The sequence below is a fragment of the Sulfurimonas sp. NW7 genome (genome assembly GCF_051132265.1).
Taxonomy (GTDB): domain Bacteria; phylum Campylobacterota; class Campylobacteria; order Campylobacterales; family Sulfurimonadaceae; genus Sulfurimonas; species Sulfurimonas hydrogeniphila.
The window spans coordinates 2201715-2218686 of sequence record NZ_CP093235.1; the positions used below are offsets into that span (position 1 = coordinate 2201715).

Sequence of the window (16972 nt, forward strand, 5' to 3'; positions counted from 1 at the left end):
ATGTTGCGTTCACTACCTTATTTAATGTATGAATACATTAAACAAGATGAATGATCTGTTATTGTAGTTATTTAGTTTTTAATTATATCTCTATAATTAAAGTTGTTGACTTAACAATTGTAATTTAATGATCGTTTGGTTTTTAAACCAAATATAAATTCTTATGATTTTAAGAACTTATATTTAATTTAGAAACTTGTTTCTTAGATGAGTTGTGCTTAAAAAAGAAGCGAAGCATACTTTAGTATGTGAGTTTCTTTTTAAGTGCAAATCGCTAAGAAATGGTGGGCCTACCAGGACTTGAACCTGGGACCTCACCCTTATCAGGGGTGCACTCTAACCAGCTGAGCTATAGGCCCTTTCTGGTGCTTTTAACTTTATTCTGCGTCAGAACCTTTACTTCAGTTGTCACGTACAGTTTGTACGCTCCGCCTTCAGCAAAGAACCTTCCTTGACTAAAGCTAAAATCCCTCAGAAAGCAAAGCCCTCTCAAGGTTACACCTTTGACATAATCGTAATTCAAATGAACACAGATCACTGAAAACTAAGCAAGTAAGTTAACTTTTGAAACAACCAATAAACTATTTCTCGTGTGAGATTTTCTTGTGTTGAGCCACTCAATCGAATGAGTGCTCTTTACTCTAGAAAGGAGGTGATCCAACCGCAGGTTCTCCTACGGTTACCTTGTTACGACTTCACCCCAGTCGCTAATTCCACCGTAAGCGGTAGCCCCCCGAAGGTTGGCTTCCCGATTTCGGGTGAAATCAACTCCCATGGTGTGACGGGCGGTGAGTACAAGACCCGGGAACGTATTCACCGTAGCATTGCTGATCTACGATTACTAGTGATTCCAGCTTCATGGAGTCGAGTTGCAGACTCCAATCCGAACTGAGAGACGCTTTAAGTGATTAGCTCCACCTCGCGGTATCGCAACACTCTGTACGCCCCATTGTAGCACGTGTGTAGCCCTAGCCATAAGGGCCATGATGACTTGACGTCGTCCTCACCTTCCTCCTCCTTACGAAGGCAGTCTCCTTAGAGTGCTCAGCTTAACCTGCTAGCAACTAAGGACGAGGGTTGCGCTCGTTGCGGGACTTAACCCAACATCTCACGACACGAGCTGACGACAGCCGTGCAGCACCTGTTTTCGAGCTCCCCGAAGGGCACCCCGCCATCTCTGGCAGGTTCTCTCAATGTCAAGGCTAGGTAAGGTTCTTCGCGTATCTTCGAATTAAACCACATGCTCCACCACTTGTGCGGGTCCCCGTCTATTCCTTTGAGTTTTAATCTTGCGACCGTACTCCCCAGGCGGTTCACTTAATCTGTTAAGTGCATCACCGCCCTGACTAGCAGAGCGACGACTAGTGAACATCGTTTAGGGCGTGGACTACCAGGGTATCTAATCCTGTTTGCTCCCCACGCTTTCACGCCTTAGCGTCAGTTATGTTCCAGGAGATCGCCTTCGCTTTCGGTATTCCTAGTGATATCTACGGATTTTACCCCTACACCACTAATTCCATCTCCCCCTCCCATACTCTAGGTCGGCAGTTTCAAATGCAGTTCTACAGTTAAGCTGTAGGATTTCACATCTGACTTGCCAACCCGCCTACGCGTCCTTTACGCCCAGTGATTCCGAATAACGCTTGCACCCTCCGTATTACCGCGGCTGCTGGCACGGAGTTAGCCGGTGCTTATTCATATGCTACCGTCATTTTCTTGACATATAAAAGGAGTTTACACACCGAAATGCGTCATCCTCCACGCGGCGTTGCTGCATCAGGGTTTCCCCCATTGTGCAATATTCCTCACTGCTGCCTCCCGTAGGAGTCTGGTCCGTGTCTCAGTACCAGTGTGGCGGATCATCCTCTCAAACCCGCTACCCGTCATAGCCTTGGTAGTCTCTTACACTACCAACTAGCTGATGGGATATAGACCGATCCCTTGGCGGAATCCATTTCCGACTTATCTTGTGATAAGAAGGAGTATCCGGTATTAATCATCGTTTCCAATGGCTATCCCGGTCCAAGGGGCACATTATCTATATATTACTCACCCGTGCGCCACTCGTCAGCATAGTAGCAAGCTACCATCTGTTACCGTTCGACTTGCATGTGTTAAGCACGCCGCCAGCGTTCATTCTGAGCCAGGATCAAACTCTCCATAATTGTTATTACAGAAAGATAAGTAAACTTATTACTGATCTTTTGCCCAAGATTATTAAATCATTGGCTTTGTTATTTTAAGTCTTAATAAAACTGCTTAAGGTTCTATTACTAGACTGTATAGTTATCTATTACTATTAAGGGAACCATACAGGCAAGCCTGTATGGATTTCAAAATAGAATAGACGGTTGTTGTTTATTAGTTATTTCTAAGTAATTTATCTCTTTAACTCTAAAGTTAAAGAGTCTCTTACTTGCTTAGTTTTCAATGATCTCAAACATTTTTAAAAGCTTCTACTTGAAGTCTCTCTAGGCCTTTTAAATCAGGTCTCTCTGTTTGTGGATGGGAATTATAGGGGATTTCGACTTTAATGTCAATAGTATTTGAGAGAAATTTTAAATTTCTTTTTGGTCTGTTTCATTTAGAATTAGTTTTGCTTATTTTAGCATAGCTTATTCACTAATATATATTATAGTGTAAGCATTCTTCTTCTCTTATGTTGCCTTCCATTAACTTTTTATCTATAGAATTCACTAAATAAAAAAATATCTTATGGATAGATATTGAAAAAGGAAAAAACTATGGGACTATATGATCGTGATTATGCAAGAGGTAATACTTATGCTTCACATGTAGAGAGTCGCAGCGAAGCGCAGATAGTCTCTTTTGTAAAAGAGACATATAAGCTTTTCGCTGCATCAATGCTTGCAGGAGCAGCCGGTGCTTACGTAGGTGTGCCTTTGGCTGCCAGCATTTCTGGTTTGATCTGGCCGCTCTTCTTTTTGGAAATCGGTCTTTTAATCGGTTTGCAGTTTGTAAAAAACAAACCTGGTATCAATCTGCTGGTAATGTTTGCTTTTGTATTTGTTACAGGACTGACAACAGCGCCGTTATTGGCTTATACACTTGGAATGAACGGCGGCGGTGCAATAGTAGGTAATGCTTTTGCCATGACAGCTGTAGTATTCGGTGCAATGAGCTTTTTTGCTATAAAAAGCACAAAGGATTTTACAGGATACGGAAAACCTTTAATGATTGCTCTTTTTGTAATCATCGGATTTTCAATAATAAACATATTTCTTGGAAATCCGATGTTCCAAATTATCATTGCCGGAGCAGTAGTCATACTCTTTAGCATCCTGGTAATTTATGATACGCAAAATATCATGAAAGGAGCATATCAAACGCCTATTGACGGTGCCATTGCGCTTTATTTGGACTTTTTAAACATCTTTATAGCACTGCTGCAGCTTTTTGGTATCTTTGGAAATGAAGAGTAGTACTCTCTCACCCGAGCTTTTTCGGGTGATTGATGCCAACATAAACCGTCTCAAAGAAGGCATACGCGTTGTTGAAGATATACTTCGATATAAAGACAACAACAAAGAACTCTCCTCCAGACTCAAATCACTCCGACACAAAGCACAGATTCAAGAAACAAAAGAGCTTCTCAAGAACAGAGACAGTATAAATGATGTCTTGCGACCCTCTACAAAAAGTGAACAAAACCGTTCTACACTTGAAGATATCCTGACTGCCAATTTTAAACGCGCGCAGGAATCTGCCAGGGTTTTAGAGGAGTTGTATAAGCTAGACAACATAGACTACAGCGAAAACTTTAAAACTCTGCGTTATGAGCTGTATAATTTAGAAAAAGAAGTCATGCTCAATAGATAAAGGCGACTTCAAACTCCAAATAGCTCAAGGGATACTCCTGCATCAGTTTTTTCATCTCTTTGTAGCTTAAAACATTGCGGGAGGCACTCACTCCGCTCTTTTTTATATAACGAAACATATCTCTCACATTATCAAAGTCCAGCTTATACCGTACTACTTCAAAGTTCGCATTAAAATATTTTTTTTGCAGTTTTTCAAGTTTACATGTATCTATAAGCAGTGGTTCCAATCCTGCTGTTACATGTAATGTTTTAAATGTATTTGAGGTAAAAACTGCGAGCGCAACAGGGGTATGAAAAGCTTGCAACTGCTGGAATGTTTTTTCCATATCATCCGCCCATTGTAAAGCAGAAGAGGAAAGAATATAATCAAAACTGTATTCTCTCAGAAGATCAAAAAGATTTACATCATTAAAATTTCCGTAAATGCACTCTATCTTTTGAGACTTTGGATGCAACTCCAACATTCCCGGAGCAAAATCAACTGCCATCAGTTTATCATACTGCCAATTTATTTTTCTTGCCAAAGTACCGCTTCCGCAACCAAGGTCCAAAATATTTTTTGGCTGCGAGGTGATCAGAGAAAGAAGTTTATCGGCCACTTTTTGCTGAATAACATCATAAGAACCGTAATGCATTGCATACTTGGAAAATTCAGAACTTATTTTCATCTCTTCTCTATCATTTCTTGTTTATTATCAGTGAAACAATAAAAATAACTATGATTGAAAGCACTATAGTAGCCCCGGAAGGTAAAGAATAGTAGTAAGAAAGGCTCATGCCGAATACAACACTGAAAAGGGCAAAAAAGAGTGAAATAAGCATTGTGCTTCTAAAGCCCACTCGGTACTGCAAGGCAGCGACAGTCGGAATCACCATCAAAGCTCCGATAAGCAGACTCCCCACAACCCGAATCGAGAGTGCAATAATAACAGCCACTACGGTAACAAGTAAAAAGTTTAAAAACTTTACTTTGATACCACTTGTTTGAGCTACTTCTTCGTCATAAGCAATAAAATAAAGTTCTTTTGAGAAAAGCAGCAAAAAGAGTAAAGAGAGACTCCCTACTGTGACTATTGTCATTACATCTTCATCTGTCACCGATAAAATAGAACCAAACAGATAAGAAAAAAGAGAATTGTTAAAAGCACCGCCCAAAGAGACAATAATCACAGCAATTGCCAGTGAACCTGAAAGGATTATAGCCAATATAGCATCGCTGTAGAGTGAAAATGCACTTCGCAGATATTCTATCAACCATGCAGAAGCAATCGCAACACCAACAGCAACCCACAAAGGATTATATCCTGCCACAAGTCCTACAGCAACTCCGACAAGCGCCGAATGTGCCAGAGTCTCACTCATAAGAGAGTAACGGCGAAGTACTACAAAATTTCCGCTTACAGAAGCCAGCACGGCTATAAAAAGTCCTGCAACAAAGGCTCTTTGCATAAAATCATATTCAAACATTTCAAACATAGGAATCCTTAATGCTCATGCTTGTGGTGATGAAGTGCATGAGCATCTATGCCATACAAATCACTTACTTCTTCACAAGAAAGCATCTTTTTTGGGTCATTACAAATTGTCGCTTTTTGATTTATTGTAAATAAACGTCCGATATCATCAGCTATAACACCGATATCATGCGTAATAAACAAAATGGTTATCTTTTCTTCTTTATTCAGCTTCGCCAGCAATGTGTAAAATCTTTGCTGAGACACCATATCTACACCGGTATTGGGTTCGTCAAGAATCAGAATTTTTGGGCAAGAGGCCAGAGCTCTTGCTATCATGACCCTTTGACGCTGACCGCCTGAGAGGGTACCAACCATTTTATCTCTTAAATTAAGAATATCCATTTTTATCATGGCATCTTCTACCATTTCTTTGTCTTCTTTACTTATACCGGCCAGTATTCCTCTTTTTGCTATACGCCCCATTTTTACAATATCTTCAACAGTCGCCGGAAAGTTTTCGTCTACGAGCGTTGCGCGCTGTGGCACATAGCCTATTTTGTACCACTCTTTAAACTCTTTTAACTTTTTGCCAAATATTCTGATTTCCCCGGATGTAGGCTGTTCCAATCCGAGAAGCATACGGATGAGCGTTGTTTTCCCGCCACCGTTTGGTCCGATAATGGCAATGTATTCTCCTTCAAAAATTTCAAATGAAATATCCTGAAGAATTTTCTGTCCGCGAACAATAAAGCTAAGCTTTTTTACATCAAAGATGGGAACTTTGAATTTCATCTGCACATAAGCGCCTTTGAGAGTTTTTTAAGATTTTTTTGCATAATTGCCTGGTATGTCATACCCGCCTTTGCTTCATCTGCTGTAATATTGCCCAAAGGCTGAAAAACATCAACAGTGATATTTGCATCCTTTGCTATTGTTTTGGTTACCTTGTCATTTACAAAATTTTCATAAAAAATTGTCTGTATGCCTTTTTTGCGAATATCCTGAAAAACTCTTTTCATTGCTTTGGCACTCGGTTCAGCTTCGGGAGAGAGTCCCGTCAATGATTCTACTCCAAATCCGTACCTGTCTGCAATATAGCCAAGAGCATTATGTGTAACAACAACACTTTTTTGTTTACAGTTTGCAAGTTTCTGTTTGTATTCCTGGTCAAGCGCATTGAGCATTTTTACATATCTGTCTCTGTTTTTAATGTAAAGTTCTTTATATTGAGGCTGCAGTGCAATAAGTTCATTTGTTATCACTTGTGCAGCTTTTTTCATATTGTCAAAATCAAGCCAGTAGTGAGGGTCCACTCCTTCATGATGGTGATGCCCGATATGTTCCTTTTCTTCGTTTTCATCCGTATCTGCAAGTTCTCGTAATTTTACATACTTACTGATATTTACAGCCTTTTGTTTAAATGCAAATCCGTGTACCCATGGTTCCAATCCTGCGCCGCTGTAAAAAACCAGGGCACTTTTTTCTATGTTGCCCATAAGCTTTGGAGTTGGTTCAAAACTGTGAGGGTCAACACCAAAAGGCAAAATATTAACGACATCAAGAGTATCGCCTGCAATATGCTTTGTAATGTCATAAAGAGCAAATGTGGTTACCCCGACTATCGGTTTTGTATTTGTTTGAGGTTTTTTTTCATTTTCTATAACAAGAAACAGGCTTGCCATAAACAAAATAAGAATCAATGCAATAATTTTTATATTTTTCACTGCCCACCCTTCGAAATAATTTTTATTTAATAATTGTAATTATACCCTCTTTTTTAGAGTTTGATAATATAAGGTTTTTTAGATATAATTCTCCACTTTATAATTTAGGAAAATATATGACAACCAGTCTTTTACTTATAATTCAAATCGTCTTAGTTATCATCTTGGTTATCGCTGTGCTCTTACAAAAAAGCTCAAGCATAGGCCTTGGTGCTTACAGTGGTTCAAATGAATCGGTTTTTGGTGCAAAAGGGCCAAGCAGTTTCTTGGCAAAAACAACATTTACCATCGGCTTTTTGTTCGTTGTCAATACGATCACACTGGGATACATGTATTCTCAGTCTGCACAGTCTTCTGTGATAGATGAAATGGTTCCGACAACAAATGTAGCTGCTCCTGCAGTACCGACTGCTTCGACTGAAAAACCAGAAACACCAAAAAAATAATCTTTTTAAGGAGAAAAACAGAATGTTAAACGAAATATTTAATGAATGTGAAACGAAAATGCAAGGCAGCATTGAACATATGCAAAGAGATTTCAAAACACTCAGAACAGGGAAGGTCACAACTGCTGTACTTGATAATGTAAAAATTGACTATTACGGCACGCCTACTCCTCTTGATCAGGTGGGTTCTGTTTTGGCAACCGATGCGACAACTATTGTCATCAATCCCTGGGAAAAGAACCTTTTGTCTGATATCGAGTCTGCTATCAATGCGGCAAATATCGGCGTAAACCCTAATAATGACGGAGAGCAGATTAAACTTTTCTTTCCTGCCATGACAGTGGAACAGCGTCAGGAATCTGTAAAAAAAATGAAAACTATGGGTGAGAATGCCAAAGTATCCATTAGAAATGACAGACGCGACGCCAACGACAAAATCAAAAAACTTGAAAAAGAAAAAGAGATTACGCAGGATGAGTCTAAATCCGCTCAGGACAATATACAAAAAATAACAGACAAATATATCTCTAAAGTTGACAGCATCTTAAAAGACAAAGAAGCTGAAATTCTAAAGGTTTAATTCGTGGACATAAAGCAAATATATATGGATGCCGAAGCACTTTTGGAAGGGCATTTCAAATTGAGTTCAGGCAACCATTCACAGTTTTATCTTCAATCTGCAAAAGTTTTGGAAGATCCCAAAACAGCGAAACTTTTAGCAGAGGAACTTGCCAAGCAGATCAAGGCAAGCGGCCTTGAGATTGATACCGTCTGTGCTCCGGCGCTTGGCGGTTTGATTGCAGGTTTTGCGCTTGCTACGGCACTTGATGCAAGAAGTATATTTGCTGAACGGGTTGACGGCAAGATGACTGTTCGCCGCGGTTTTGAAATCAAACCGGGTGAAAAGGTTTTGATGTGCGAAGATATCATTACAACCGGAGGAAGCGCTATGGAAGCTGCTGCAGTTGTCAAAGAACTGGGTGGTGAAATAGTCGGCATTGCCGCATTGGCGAACCGCGGATTTTGCCACAGAGAGGGCAGCAACATAGAGACAAAGCCAAACTGCAAGCTTCCTCAGGATATTCCGTTTTTTGCACTTGCAGACTTTACCTTTGAAATGTATCCGCCTGAGACATGTCCGCTTTGCAAAGACGGCAGCCAAGCCATTAAGCCGGGCTCACGCGGAAACTAGTATACAACCGCTAGCGATATTTTAGCTGGCAGGTTAACATTCTCTCAACCAAAACACGTGCCACCTCTACTTTTCCGTCCACAATATTCGTTATAGCCAAGTCCGAAAGCTTCTCTTTCTCTTCCAGTGAAACCACTTTTACAATCAAATTTGCATTTCTTGAATGATTCAGCACTGCTTCGCAAATAAGGCGCTTCTTCGCAATATTGTCAAGTGTTACAATTATTGCAGCAGCTTTTTCAATATGGAGCGCTTGCAAAATAGCTGTTTTGGAAGCATCTCCGAGATAGGCTTCTCTTCCTTCTTCCAGTGCTTCCTGTACATGTTTGTTTGAATTGTCAATGATAACATAGGGAACATCAAGTTCTTCAAGATACTGTGTCACAAATTTACCGACCACGCTGTATCCGCACACAACCACATGATTTTCTCTGCCCTTAAGTGCAGACATATCTGTAACAATATCTTTTTCTTTTACCAGCCTGGTGGTTACAGCATTGATAAAGGGAACAAAAAACGGTGTCACTATCATGGAAAAAATCACTATCAGTACCAACAAAGAAGCCAACTGCTCATCAATAATATGCCCTGATGCCGCGAGTGCAAAAATTACAAATGAAAATTCGCCTACCTGAGAAAGGAAGAGTGCCGTTTTTAAGGAAACTGCACTGCTTGAGCTTAACCGCAAGACCAAAAACATAAGGAGCGATTTTATAATAAAAATCAGTAAAAACAGACCGATAATAAGTCCGATATTGTCAACGAACAAGAAGATGTCAATTTTCATACCCACAACAACAAAGAATGTTCCCAAAAGAATATCTTTAAACGGTGCGATATCTGATTCTACTTTATGATGGTATTTCGTTTCCGCGATAATCATACCGGCTACAAATGCGCCTAAAGAGTAGGTAAAACCCATATAGTAGGCAAAAAGAGAAGATGCCATGACGATAAAGAGTACAGAACCCATAAAGAGTTCGTCTACCTCTGACGAGGATGAAAAATGCAGCAGCCAGGCAACAACTCTCTTGCCGAATGTAAACATCACAGCGATAACAACAGAAACACTTAAAAGTGTATGCCATAAAATGACAAAGATCTCCTGATCTCCCTCTTTGGTTAAAAAGCTTATCAGAATTAAAATAGGAATCACTGCAATATCCTGAAAAATCAGAATTCCTGTTGCATTCTGCCCGTACGGAGTATAAATCTCTTTAGAACTTTTTAAATATGTCAGTACGATTGCTGTTGATGAAAGCGAAAACGCCAGTGCTATAATTATGGATGATTTTGGTCCCAGAGCAAAAATATAATGGGCTAGCAGATAGGTGACAACCGTAGTCAGTCCGACCTGTAAAAATCCGTTGGCAAAAATCTCTCTTTTCATCGAACCCATTTTTGCCAAAGATATTTCAAGCCCTATGGTAAACATCAAAAATACAATACCGAATTCCCCTGCCATCTCCAAAGCATGCGAATGACTGGCTTTATGCAGATCAAAACCATAGGCAATAAGTGTTCCGGTCAGAATATAGCCTATAATCTGCGATATGCCTATTTTTTTCAAAAAGATATTAATAACTATGGAAACCCCAAGAGCGATGATTATATAGACTAAAACATTTTGCATACAGTTACTTTCATAATTTAATAAGACATTATATACTATAATCGCGCTTATACTTAATATATATGGAGATTTTTTAATGACTAAATTCATTTTTGTTACCGGTGGAGTATTAAGCTCTCTTGGAAAAGGGATTACAGCTGCCAGTATAGGTACTTTACTCAAACATGCCGGTAAGAATATAGGCATGCTTAAAATTGATCCGTATATCAATGTTGACCCGGGTACGATGAGTCCGCTGGAGCATGGAGAAGTTTTTGTTACAAAAGACGGCGCAGAAACTGACCTTGATATTGGAAACTATGAACGTTTCCTGGACAAATCTTTTTTAAAAACATCCAACTTTACAACAGGGCAGGTTTACTCAAGTGTAATTGAGCGTGAACGCGCAGGCGGGTATCTCGGACAGACCATTCAGGTTGTTCCGCATATTGTCGGTGAAATTGTCAAGCGTATAAAAGCAGCCGGGGAAGGGCATGATATTCTTGTAGTGGAACTTGGAGGAACGGTTGGTGATATTGAAGGGCTGCCATTTATGGAAGCGATTCGCCAAATGAAACATGATGATGAAGTTGCCGGTACATTTTTTGTCCATGTAACCCTTATTCCCTACATTAAAGCAGCCGGTGAGATGAAATCAAAGCCGACACAGCACTCGGTTCAGGAACTTCGCCGTATCGGTATCACACCGCAGATGATTATAGCAAGAAGCGAAAATGCTCTGCCCAAAACATTCAAGAAAAAGCTTGCAATGAGCTGTGATGTTGCACCGGACAGTGTTATAGAAGCACTTGATGCTGCAAGCATATATGATGTTCCTATGTCATTTTTAAGACAAAATATTTTAAAACCTATAGCAAAAGAACTTGATCTTGGCGAGATAGAACCTGATATGCAAGAGTGGGATACTCTTGTCAAAAAAATCGTACAGCCAAAAGGAAAAGTAGTTATAGGATTTGTCGGAAAATATCTTGCCCTCAAAGAGTCCTACAAATCACTAACAGAGGCTCTTATTCATGCCGGAGCTCATCTTGACAGCAGAGTTGAAATTTGCTGGGTTGATTCTGAAGAGATAGAAGAAAGAGATGCACAGACACTTCTGAGTGACTGTGACGGCATATTGGTAGCAGGCGGTTTTGGAAACCGGGGAATTGAAGGAAAAATACAGGCAATTGAGTATGCCCGTGTCAACAAGATACCTTATCTCGGCATCTGTCTGGGCATGCAGCTTACGCTTGTAGAATATGCAAGAAATGTGCTTGGACTGGAGGGTGCGAACTCCGTTGAATTTGATGAAAACACACCGCACCCTATGATTTATCTTATAGACAACTTTTTGGACCAAAGCGGCGGTATGCAGCTTCGGACACATCAGTCGCCGATGGGCGGGACCCTTCGTCTTGGAGAGTACCCGTGTGACACAAAAGAGGGTTCTTTGCTCCGTGAAGCCTATAACGGACAAAAAACAATTTATGAAAGACACCGTCACCGATATGAAGCAAACCCTGCCTACAGACAACAGCTTGAGGATGCCGGCATGATAGTCACAGGTGAGTCTGACGGGTTGATAGAAACAGTAGAGATTCAAGGCCATCCATGGTTTTTAGGGGTGCAGTTTCACCCTGAATTCACATCACGCCTCCAAACTCCAAATCCATCTATACTAGCATTTGTCAATGCCAGTTTAAATGCTGAGTAATATACCCCACTTAAACAAATCAGACCTTTTTGCTCTGCTTGCACAAAGGTTTGACAAGGAAGACAAAAAACTTTCCCAAATTCCAAATCCACAATTGCTTCATGATGCAGATAAAGCCGCAAAAAAAATTGCAGAAGCTATACGCGCTAACAAACGTATAACGTTAGTAGGTGATTATGATGTAGACGGTGTCAGCTCTACTGCTATAGTTGTTGATTTTTTCAAGCAGATTCCCTATCCTCTTGAAGCTATTATTCCCAATCGTTTTCATGATGGTTATGGGGTAAATCCTACTGTTTTGCAAAGAGTGGATACGGACTTGATTATAACTGTTGATAACGGAATATCTGCAATAGAAGCAGCCGATATATGCAAACAACGCAAAATAGACCTAATTATTACTGATCATCATACTCCCGGCGATGTTTTACCAGATGCCTATGCTATTGTTGATCCAAAGCTCTCTACATGTAACTATCCTTTTAAAGAGATATGTGGCGCACAGGTTGCATGGCTTTTACTTGGACTTGTTAAAAAAGAGCTTGCACTCAGTATAGATATGAAGCAATTTTTAGATATTTTGGCGATTGCAATTATTGCGGACATTATGCCTCTTGTCAATATAAACAGAACACTTGTCAAAGAAGGGCTTAATCTCCTTATGCACTCCAACAGGCCTGCCAGTGTTATTATCAGGGACTTTTTAAACAAGTCAAACATCACAAGTGAAGATATCGCATTTAACATAGCACCGCGTATCAACTCTGCCGGACGCCTTGAAGATGCTTCTATTGCCCTTGATTTTTATACTGCATCCGATACACATACGGCTTATAAACAGTTTGAACTCTTGGGACAGCTCAATAATCTACGAAAAGAGACTGAAACACAAACAACGCAAGAGGCACTGAACTCTGTCAATAAAAACGATAGAATTATTGTTGTGGCAGGTAAAAACTGGCATGAAGGTGTTGTAGGCATTGTAGCCGCCCGTTTGGTTGATAAGTTTGGATCTCCTGCTATAGTTTTGAGTATAAAAGATGAAGAAGCCAAAGGGAGTGCCAGAAGTATCGGTGAGGTCAATATATATGAACTCATAAAAGAAAATGAACATCTGTTAACTAAATTTGGCGGGCATAAAATGGCAGCAGGACTGGGTTTACATGTAAAGGATATAGCAGCCTTTAAAGAAGCTGTCAATAGAAGTGCACAAAGAATTCCTGATGATCATTTTATACCAAAAGAACAGATAAGCGGAATCTTGGCAAGCGAAGATATAGATACAGAACTGCTGGATTTGCTTGAACAGTTTGAACCCTATGGAGAAGCGAATCTCCGGCCGACTTTTCTTATAAAAGATGCAGAAGTTGTCAGTATAAAACTGATGGGTGCCGACAAATCACATTCGCGCATTGAAATCAGACAATACCCGCATCAAAGAGAGACTATAGAGCTTATTGCTTTTCGGCGTGTTTATGAAATGCCAGAGAATAAAAAGATTACATGCAGTTACTCCGTAACCAAAAATGAATTTAACGGCAGGGTCTCTGCCCAGCTTTTAGTGAATAAAATCTTTTAGAAGCCTTGCATGCCAAAGATTTATGAGTGTCTAAAAGTCCGCTCTCAAATCACTGTCTTACAGGCTTTGGACAATAACACCGTAGCACTCAGTACCAAACTCCATGGTATGCGAATTTTTGATGCTGATGATTGTCAAAATAAAAAAATCCTCTCCATCGCACAGTTAAATTATAAAACAACTGCCGTTGCTGTTCATCCAAGCGAAAATATTTGCGCCATTGCCAATGGTATTCAAATATATATAGTTTCTTTAACAAACAAAAGTCTTTTGCAAACTATTTATACCGACAATGGTACTGTTACCGCACTTCATTTTATACCGGATATGCCTTATATTGTCAGTGCTACGAACGAGGGTAGAGTTATGCTCTACCGGCATGATACTCAAAGAGAAATAGCCCGTCTTATCTCGTTTAAACACCAAAATATCAATGCTTTTGCTTTTCATAGAAACTATATGGCATGCAGCGGCTATGGAGGTTATGTCAGTATAATTCATCTGCAGTCACACCAGCAGATAAAAAAACTTTGTGTTTCCAAAGTAGCTATTGAGGCTTTATGCTTCATAAACGAGCAGACGCTTATGCTTGGCAGTCATGATGGCACACTCTATATACAAAAACTTCACGAAGATGAAGAAAACTTCTCTTTACATATGCCTTTTGGTGCAATAAAAAATATTATATATTTTCCTCGGACTGATTTTGCACTTATAAGCGGAAGATCAAAGAGTATTTCGCTTGTAAATATTAGAAGCAAAAAGCTTGTAAGCCCAAAATATCTCAGCTTCGGGCATGAAGTCGATACTATGATTTTGACGCATAAGAAAAAGCTTGTTGTTGCTCTAAAAAACCAACAACTCTACACTATTACATTTGCCGATGCTGATGATCTGAAAATGTGTATACTTCGCAAAGATATTGTCAAAGCTTTTGACATAATTGATGCAGATCCGCGACTTCAAGGTACAAAAGAGCATAAAAAAGTTGAAACCCTTTATCAAAAACTTTATGCAAAAGCTTTTGTTCATCTTATAAACTCCAATAAAAATGAACTAAAAAAAATTCTCAATATCCTACAGCAGATAAACAGTAAAACAGATGATATTAAGCTTTTGTTCAAAGCGCATAAAAATTATGCAGCCTTTCAACACTTTTACAGAGACAAAAAATATGCTCTTGCCTACAAACTCAGTGAAAAGTTTGCACCCTTGCAACATACCTCTGTCTATAAAAAAATGGAAGCTGATTTTAAAAAATCATATATTTTTGCCCAAAAACAGATCCTCATTGGCAATTTAGACAGAGCAAAAGAACTTTTGCTCCCATACATAACAATTTTGTCAAAACGCCCGCTTATAAACCTTTTGCTCAGACAAAATGAAGAATTTTTAGTATTTTTAAAAGCACTGCAATATAAAGAATACAGGACAATTGACAGACTTATATCAAAATATGAGGTTTTTAAGGATATTCCCGGATATTATGAACTGCAAAAATCACAAGAAATGCTTTTGCAAAATATAAAAAATACAATTGACAGCGCCAATGTTGAAAAAGCACTACAGCAAATAAAATCTGCACAGCTCTTTACATGTAACAGGAATATACTGCAAGAGTTATATGAATATGCGCAATCTGTACAAAAATTTCTCTCATACTATACAAATAATGATTTTAAAAAATGCTATGAACTTATAGACAGCGATACAAGACTGCAAAATCTTGAAATTACAAAACTTCTTGAAAAACACTGGCAGAAGCTTATGAATGAGTGTGAAAAACATGCGCTTAACGGTGATATACAACACATAAAAAAGACACTGGGGGAACTGATATACACACCTTCAAGAAAACAAAGAACAGGGAATCTTCTTCGACTCAGTTTCTACACACAGATAAAACAACTCATCAATACAAATAGATTCAACAGTGCCGAAAATATCATTTATTCCTATATTGATATTTTCGGTATAGACAAAGAGATTAGAATTATCATGAATGGCTATGAAACAAATAGTACCAAAAAACTTGCCATTACTCACGAACAGGGGGAAAAACGTTCACGGGACAGCTGGTTTGATTCACAAATATTATGAATTCATAAGAGCAGTCAACACCTCGACAGTCTCACTAAACGGTATCTGTACTGTCGAATCTTGCGTTATGAATTTTTCCATATCCTCTTTTTTATCAATAGCCTCGTCAAGTTCAGCATCACTGCCTTTTGTATAGGCACCTATTCTTATGAGTGTTTCATTCTCTTTGAGTAGCGTATACAGGCGTCTAAATTTCATCACTGCTTTAAGATGCTCCGGTGTAATGATATCACTCATAACCCTTGAAGCCGAATTTAAAATATGCACAGGCGGATAGATGCCAAAATCTGTCATTTCCCGTGAGAGTACAATATGTCCGTCTAAAATGGAACGGGACTGATCAGCGATAGGATCACCCATATCATCCCCCTCTATCAAAACGGTAAAAAAGGCCGTAATGCTTCCTTTGCCTTCTTCTTTTCCGGCACGTTCCATTAACTGGGGCAAAAGGGTGAGAGAGGAGGGAGGGTAGCCTTTTGAAGTCGGTGGTTCTCCAAGTGCCAGCCCTATTTCACGCTGTGCCATAGCAAAACGTGTGACAGAATCCATAATAAAGAGCACATCTCTGCCCTGATCCTTAAAATGTTCGGCAACACTCATTGCGGCAAAAGCACCGTATTTTCGCATCAAAGGAGAATCATCTGACGTTGCCACGACTATAACAGTATTTGTCAAATCACCACCGAGATTTTTTTCTATAAACTCAGGAACTTCACGACCGCGTTCACCGATGAGCGCTACGACCTTGATAGGGGCATCTGCTCCGCGGACAATCATACCCATCAAGGTTGATTTTCCGACACCGCTTCCTGCAAATATTCCGAGTTTCTGTCCTTTTCCGCAGGTAAGCAGTCCGTCAATTGATTTGACCCCCACAGAAAAAACTTCATCTATCATGCCTCTTTTCATTGCCGCTATTGGTGCTTTTATGATAGGAGTAAGCTTTCCCTCTTTTATACTGCCTTTGCCGTCAACAGGGCGCATAAACGGATCTACTACACGTCCCAAAAGAGCAGGGCCTACAGGAATATTCAACCCTGTGGAATCTAAAAATACTTTATCTCCCGAACGAAATCCCTCTACAAATGAAAAAGGTGTAATGAAAAAGAGATCTGCATCAATCTCCGTTACCATCCCAACAGTCTCCTGTCCTGTAGTATCTGAGACAATCTTTACCATATCGCTGATGCTTACATGTAAACCTTTTGCCGTGATAATCGTTGCGTTTATTTTCACAACCTCGCCAAAAGAGACCGAATAGTTTTTATTTGCAAGTTTCTCTTTCAGTGATGATAATGGCATA

The 16972-nt window shown here is 39.6% G+C and carries 14 protein-coding genes, 1 tRNA gene and 1 rRNA gene; 8 read left to right on the forward strand and 8 right to left on the reverse strand.

The window, feature by feature from the left end:
- Window positions 1-282: 282 nt before the first annotated feature.
- Together MLC35_RS11490 and MLC35_RS11495 are read right to left on the reverse strand one after the other, a co-directional pair.
- Window positions 283-359 (reverse strand) — tRNA-Ile (locus MLC35_RS11490).
- A 286-nt stretch (window positions 360-645) separates the two neighbouring features.
- A 16S ribosomal RNA gene (locus MLC35_RS11495) occupies window positions 646-2165 on the reverse strand.
- 579 nt (window positions 2166-2744) lie between these two features.
- Here MLC35_RS11495 and MLC35_RS11500 point away from each other — a divergent pair.
- Window positions 2745-3443 (forward strand): Bax inhibitor-1/YccA family protein, encoded by a 699-nt coding sequence (locus tag MLC35_RS11500; RefSeq protein WP_346389041.1) that lies wholly within the window; start codon window positions 2745-2747, stop codon window positions 3441-3443.
- A complete protein-coding gene (locus MLC35_RS11505) occupies window positions 3433-3840 on the forward strand; it encodes a thiamine-phosphate pyrophosphorylase (RefSeq protein ID WP_188110004.1) in 408 nt (135 codons plus the stop codon). The genes MLC35_RS11500 and MLC35_RS11505 overlap by 11 nt, the downstream gene beginning before the upstream one ends.
- Here MLC35_RS11505 and MLC35_RS11510 read toward each other — a convergent pair.
- From MLC35_RS11510 to MLC35_RS11525, 4 genes are read right to left on the reverse strand one after another with little or no spacing between them, the layout of a single operon-like run.
- A complete protein-coding gene (locus tag MLC35_RS11510; RefSeq protein ID WP_434637107.1) occupies window positions 3830-4510 on the reverse strand; it encodes a methyltransferase domain-containing protein in 681 nt (226 codons plus the stop codon). The two genes, MLC35_RS11505 and MLC35_RS11510, sit on opposite strands and share 11 nt — an antisense overlap.
- A gap of 10 nt (window positions 4511-4520) precedes the next feature.
- The gene (locus MLC35_RS11515) at window positions 4521-5318 is read right to left on the reverse strand and encodes a metal ABC transporter permease (protein ID WP_151899268.1); all 798 of its coding nucleotides are present in this window, start codon (window positions 5316-5318) and stop codon (window positions 4521-4523) included.
- Window positions 5319-5326: 8 nt separating this feature from the next.
- Window positions 5327-6091, reverse strand: coding sequence for a metal ABC transporter ATP-binding protein (locus MLC35_RS11520; RefSeq protein WP_346389043.1), 765 nt, complete (start codon window positions 6089-6091; stop codon window positions 5327-5329).
- Window positions 6088-7023 carry a metal ABC transporter substrate-binding protein gene (locus tag MLC35_RS11525; RefSeq protein WP_434637111.1) on the reverse strand — a complete coding sequence of 312 codons (936 nt, stop codon included), beginning with the start codon at window positions 7021-7023 and terminating at the stop codon, window positions 6088-6090. Before MLC35_RS11525 ends, MLC35_RS11520 begins: the two co-directional genes overlap by 4 nt.
- Before the next feature lie 116 nt (window positions 7024-7139).
- Here MLC35_RS11525 and secG point away from each other — a divergent pair, with 116 nt between their 5' ends.
- From secG to pyrE, 3 genes are read left to right on the forward strand one after another with little or no spacing between them, the layout of a single operon-like run.
- Window positions 7140-7469 (forward strand): preprotein translocase subunit SecG, encoded by a 330-nt coding sequence (gene secG, locus MLC35_RS11530; protein ID WP_418640826.1) that lies wholly within the window; start codon window positions 7140-7142, stop codon window positions 7467-7469.
- Between the two features lie 22 nt (window positions 7470-7491).
- Window positions 7492-8049: a ribosome recycling factor gene (frr, locus tag MLC35_RS11535; protein WP_188110003.1), complete on the forward strand. Its 558-nt coding sequence runs from the start codon at window positions 7492-7494 to the stop codon at window positions 8047-8049.
- Window positions 8050-8052: 3 nt separating this feature from the next.
- Window positions 8053-8661: an orotate phosphoribosyltransferase gene (gene pyrE / locus MLC35_RS11540; RefSeq protein WP_188110002.1), complete on the forward strand. Its 609-nt coding sequence runs from the start codon at window positions 8053-8055 to the stop codon at window positions 8659-8661.
- 10 nt (window positions 8662-8671) lie between these two features.
- Here pyrE and MLC35_RS11545 read toward each other — a convergent pair whose 3' ends face one another.
- Window positions 8672-10294 carry a cation:proton antiporter gene (locus tag MLC35_RS11545; protein WP_434637113.1) on the reverse strand — a complete coding sequence of 541 codons (1623 nt, stop codon included), beginning with the start codon at window positions 10292-10294 and terminating at the stop codon, window positions 8672-8674.
- A gap of 76 nt (window positions 10295-10370) precedes the next feature.
- Here MLC35_RS11545 and MLC35_RS11550 point away from each other — a divergent pair, with 76 nt between their 5' ends.
- Genes MLC35_RS11550 through MLC35_RS11560 form a run of 3 tightly spaced genes read left to right on the forward strand, consistent with a single transcriptional unit; the run spans window position 10371 to window position 15669 of the window.
- Window positions 10371-11990: a CTP synthase gene (locus tag MLC35_RS11550; RefSeq protein ID WP_151899263.1), complete on the forward strand. Its 1620-nt coding sequence runs from the start codon at window positions 10371-10373 to the stop codon at window positions 11988-11990.
- Window positions 11980-13569 carry a single-stranded-DNA-specific exonuclease RecJ gene (recJ, locus tag MLC35_RS11555; protein WP_434637115.1) on the forward strand — a complete coding sequence of 530 codons (1590 nt, stop codon included), beginning with the start codon at window positions 11980-11982 and terminating at the stop codon, window positions 13567-13569. Before MLC35_RS11550 ends, recJ begins: the two co-directional genes overlap by 11 nt.
- A gap of 9 nt (window positions 13570-13578) precedes the next feature.
- On the forward strand, window positions 13579-15669 hold the full coding sequence (locus MLC35_RS11560) for a hypothetical protein (RefSeq protein WP_434637117.1): 2091 nt from the start codon (window positions 13579-13581) through the stop codon (window positions 15667-15669).
- Here the strand turns inward: MLC35_RS11560 and fliI are convergent.
- A complete protein-coding gene (gene fliI / locus MLC35_RS11565) occupies window positions 15664-16971 on the reverse strand; it encodes a flagellar protein export ATPase FliI (RefSeq protein WP_434580651.1) in 1308 nt (435 codons plus the stop codon). The genes MLC35_RS11560 and fliI overlap by 6 nt on opposite strands.
- Window position 16972: the final 1 nt, after the last annotated feature.